The following is a 4,823-nucleotide window of genomic DNA, read 5'->3' as shown; positions in this document are numbered from 1 at the left end:
GAGGAGGGCTACTTCGCGGGGGCCGGCGCCGGCTTGGGCGCGGGCTTCGGGGCGTCGGGCGTGCCGGCGGGGACGTTCTTCGTCTCCGACAGCTCGTCCTCGGCGCGCAGGAAGGCCTGGGCGGCGCGGTCCACGTCGTCGGGCTTGAGGCCCGTGAGGTTGGCGGCGGCCAGGCGCGTGCGCGACGCGAGCGCCGTCTCCCCCAGCGCGCCGTGGATGCGCGTGAGGGCCACGTGGATTTCCGGGTCGAACGGATCCGAGGCCAGCGCCTCCAGGTACGCCGTCTTCGCCTTCGGGTAGTCCTTGCGGAACAGCAGGATGCGGCCCAGGTGCACGTTGGTGGAGGGCGAGCCCGGGTGCATGCGCAGCGAGCCGCGCAGCACGGACTCCGCCTCATCCAGCCGGCGCAGCTCCAGGAGCGCGAGCGCGAACTTGTTGGACACCGACTCGTACTTGTCGCCCACCAGCTTGTGCGCCCGCGCGTACTCCTCCGCCGCGGCCTTCACGCGGTTGCGCTCGCGCAGCACTTCGCCCAGGTGCGCGAACTTGCGCGCGGGGACTTCGGTCACCTCGGAGAAGCCGCCGAAGGAGATTTCGCGCCCCTTCTTCTCGCTGTCCTTCCGCGCGCCCTTGGCGTCCTCCTTGAGCACCACGCGGTCGTCGCGCGGCACCAGCTCCTGCGGGAAGGGCTGCTTCTTCACGTAGGACAGCCAGGTCTTCTCGAAGAGGGGGAAGGGCATGCCCGTCGCCGCCTCCACCGCCTTCTTGTCCGGCTGGCCCGCCTTCAGCTCCTGCAAGAGGGTGCGCAGGCCCGCGGTGCCCTGGGTGCCGTGGATGTAGTCGATGGCGTAGAACACCTCCGCGAACGCGGTGGCCGCGTCCTCCGCCGTGGGCAGCATGGCGATGGAGGGGTGCATCTTCTCGAAGGGGATGAGCTTGTCCTCCTTCACGCGCTTGCCCAGCAGTGCCTGCGTGGACGGCGTCATGGCCAGGCCGCCCTTGCCGCGCCAGCGCGACTCCAGGAACTTGGCCAGGCCTTCGTGCAGCCAGATGGGCACGGTGTTGTGGGACAGCTGGCTGACCACCAGGTGCACGTACTCGTGCGCCAGCGTGTCCTGCCAGTCGTAGCCCTGCGCCACGGCCTTGGGGCTCGTGACCATCAGCTTGTTGAACTTGCAGATGGCGATGGTGCCCGTGGTGCGGATCTGCTTCTCCGTCAGCGTGCTGACGCGGGACAGCTCGCGCGCGTTGTTCACCACCTCCACGCGCACCTTGCCCGGCGGCGTCCAGCCCAGGTCCTCCGCGAGCGCCCGGTGGATGGCCTCCAGCGTCTCCAGCGCGTAGGGCACCAGGATCTCCTCCTTGCCCTTCGGGTAGAAGAAGATGAAGTGCTCGCTCTCCGCGCGCTGGTGGTCCTTGACGATGGCGCGCGTGTCCTTGGCGAGCCGCAGGTAGCTGCCCGGCTTGTCCTCGATGTTGGCGCCTTCCAGCAGCGTCACCGCCTCGTCGTACTGGCCCTCCTCGAAGGCCACGCGCCCCTGGAAGTACTTCAGGGGCTCCATCTCGGAGGGCACGCGCTTCTCGACCTCGGCGAGCTCGCGGCGGGCGCTTCCCACGTCCCAGTCGTCCAGCGACTGCTCCACCTTGCCCAGCCGCTGCTTCACCTCTTCCTTGAGGGCCGCGTCGGGCGGCTGCGCGAAGGCCGTGGGGACGGCGAGGACGAGGGCGCACAGGACGCCCAGGCAAGGAATGGTCGCGTGCGTGCGGCGGCTCACTTCACCAGCTCCTCGTAGTAGCGCTTCACCTGCTCGCGGTACTTCTCCGGCGCGCCCTGCTTCATCGCGTCCAGCAGGTCCTTGCGGAACTCGCGAGGCGCCTGGAACGCGTCCTCGTCCGGCAGCTCCACCTTGTCCTGCGGGTTGCGGCCGTTGCCCTCCTGGCGGCGGCCGGAGCCCATGGGCATGGGCAGCCCGCGGCCGCCCTTGCGGCCCTGCTGGCTCTGCTGCATCTGCTGCTGGAAGCGCTTGAGGCCTTCCATGGCGGCCTGCTGTTCACCGTAGCCGCGGCCCGGGTCCTTGCCCTGCATGCGCTGGGACGCCTCGCCCATGCGCTGGCCAATCTCATCCATCTGCTGGCCGGCCTCTTCTCCGAACAGCGGCGCCGTCTGCTCCATGTCCTCCATCTGCTGGCGCAGGCCCTGCGCGCGCTGCTCCAGCTGCTGCTGGCGCTGGCCCAGCTGCTGGAGCTGCTGCTTCTCCTGCTGCGACAGCTGCGAGCCCGGCGGCGGGAAGAGGTTCTGCAGCTGCTGGCTCACGTCCGCCACGTCGCGCGCGTCCTTCTTGAGCTGCTCCGCGAGCTTCGCGGACTGCTGGCGCACCTCCGGCGGGTTGCCGAACATCTCGTCCAGCTGACGCTGCTGCTCGCCCATGCTGGACAGCTGGCGCGCGGCGTCCTCGGCGCGCGCGGCGGACTCCGCGGCCAGGTCGAAGTCGTCCACCTTGAGCGCGTTCTCCGCGTTGCGCAGCTCGGACTGGGCCTCCTCCAGCGGGCGGGCCGCGCGGCTGTTGAGCCGGCCCGGGTCGAGCTTCTGGTAGTCGTCCTGCACCTGCTTCAGCTTGCGGTTGAGCTCGTCCTTGAGGGCCTGGCCCTTCTCCTTGAGCCGCTCGCGGTTCTGGCCGCGGGCCTGGTCGCGCAGGGCGCGCGTCTGCTCGGCGACCTTCTGCTGCTCGTCCATGGTGCCCTGCAGGTCGTCCATGAACTTGCCGAACTTCTCCGCCAGCTCCGGGTACTGCTCCGCGCCGAAGTCCTCCTGGGACTTGTCCATGGACAAGAGCATCTCGTCCATCTGCATGCCCAGCTCCTGGAGCTTCGCCAGGGCCTCGTCCGCCTTGCCCTCCTGCATCAGGCGCTCGACCTCATCCATGGCGCCCTGCATGTCCTCCTGCTGCATCATCTCCGACAGCGCCTCCGCGTTGAGGTGCTCGTCGCGGATGCCCTTGCGCAGCTCGGCCATGCGCTGCATCAGCTCCTGGATGCGCGACTTGAGCTGTTGGAGCTGCTGCATCACCTGCTCGCGCGCGGCCTCGTCCGGGTTGGCCTTGTACTGTTCGATGAGGCGCGACAGGTCGCGGCGCTCGTTGACCAGCTGCTTCGTCAGCTCCTGGAGCGCCTCCAGCTTCTGCCGGTCCAGGAGCGACTCCAGGTAGAGGATGTCGCGCTCCAGGCCCTCGATTTCGTCCTCCACCACGGCGGTGAGCCGGGTGCCGGTGCCCCAGTCCTCGCCGCGCGCGCGCTGGGTGCGCAGGTACAGGCGGCGGAAGTCGGCGGTGGTGCCCACGCTGCGCTTGAGCTCCCCGCCGATGTTCAGCAGCGCGGAGACGATCTCCTTGGGCACGTCCTTCTCCCGGGACAGCTCGGAGCCTTGCGCGCGGAAGTCGTCCGCCAGCTGCTGGCCGCTCGAGTCCACGGACTTCGCGGTCTCCACCGCGGCCGCGTCCTTCTGCTTCGCGCGGTCCGGGCCCTCCAGGCGGTCCGCCAGGTGGTCCACGAGGCGGCCCCACAGGACCTCGGCCTTCTCCAGGGCGGCGCGGCGGTGCTCGGCGGCGCTGTAGACGCGCAGGGTCTGCGTGCGGCTGACGCCCTTCTTGGGGCCCTCCACCGCGTCGTTGTCCTTCGCCTCCACGTAGTAGGTGATGCGGTCGCCGGGGGCGGGCTTGAGCGGGCCCAGGTCCCAGTTGAAGGTGCCCCGGCTGCGGCGGCTGTCCTCGCGCGGCAGGTTCACGCGCGTCTCCTGCTTCGCGCCGGGCATGCGGTACACCAGCGACAGTCCGGACATGCCGTAGTCGTCGGTGGCCTCGTACTTGAGCGTCACCGTCTGGCCGGGGTCGACTTCAATCTCCGTGGACGGCGTGAGCAGCGTCACCTGGGGCGCCTTGTCCGCCTCCACGGTGAGCGGGATGTCCGGGCCCACCGCGAGCGGCTTCGCGCGCGCGCCGTAGAAGACGAAGTGGTAGTGGCCGCCCTGCTTCGCCACGAAGCTGCCGGTGAGCTCGCGGCCGCCGGTGACGGTGAGGGGCAGCGTCTGGTCGTTGACCACCACCTCCGCGCGCTCGATGGGGCGGTCCGAGCGCGTCTTCAGCACGACCTCGGTGCCGGCGGGCGCGCTGACCTCGCCGTTGGTGCCGGGCACGGTGCGCGGCGCGAGGCCGGTGTACGCGGGGTAGCGGTAGGTCAGCTCGATGTCGCCGGTGATGGGCTCCGCCTGCGCGGCGGTCTCCGGGCGCGCGGCCTGCTCGCGCAGGTGCTTCCAGCCCGCGGCCCAGCGGCCACCCACGAAGAACATCAGCACCGCGAGCAGGAGCACCCCGCCGCCGCACGCCATGGCCACGCGGCGCAGCGGCTGGCGGTCCACCACGAGTCCGGGGTCCACCGTGCGGGCGCGCTCGTCCATCTGCCGGAGGAACGCGTCGGCGAGTTGAGGGGACCAGCCGGCTTCTTCACGGCGCTCACGCGACAGCTCCACCGCGGCGAGCACGTCCAGCGACAGCTCCGGGCGGCGCTGGCCCACGAGCCGGGCGGTGCGAGCGTCGTCGCCCACCTGCCGGTGCGCGAGCACCACGCCAAAGACGTACGCCACCGCCGCGCCCACGGGCAGGGCGAGCCACAGGAGGCTCCGGGCGAGCCCCGGCACGACGCGGCCCAGGAGGCCTGTGGCGAACAGGAGCACGAGGGCCGCGACGGCGCCCAGCAGCAGGCCCTGGGCCCAGAGCTGGCGGCGCTGGCGGGCACGCACCTGGGCGAGCAGCTCCGCCACGCCTCCGGAG

Annotated in this window: 2 protein-coding genes; both read right to left on the bottom strand. The window is 70.8% G+C overall.

The window, feature by feature from the left end:
- Positions 1-8: 8 nt before the first annotated feature.
- Positions 9-1,775: a peptidase MA family metallohydrolase gene (locus D7V80_RS40190; protein WP_120593050.1), complete on the bottom strand. Its 1,767-nt coding sequence runs from the start codon at positions 1,773-1,775 to the stop codon at positions 9-11.
- Entirely contained in the window at positions 1,772-4,813 is a 3,042-nt protein-coding gene (locus D7V80_RS40185; RefSeq protein ID WP_120593051.1) for a DUF4175 family protein, read from the bottom strand. Before D7V80_RS40185 ends, D7V80_RS40190 begins: the two co-directional genes overlap by 4 nt.
- Positions 4,814-4,823 lie beyond the last annotated feature (10 nt).

The sequence above is a fragment of the Corallococcus sp. CA054B genome (assembly GCF_003611625.1).
Lineage (GTDB): Bacteria > Myxococcota > Myxococcia > Myxococcales > Myxococcaceae > Corallococcus > Corallococcus coralloides.
The sequence above is the reverse complement of the archived record's forward strand: the minus strand, read 5'-3'. Positions and strand labels throughout refer to the sequence as shown.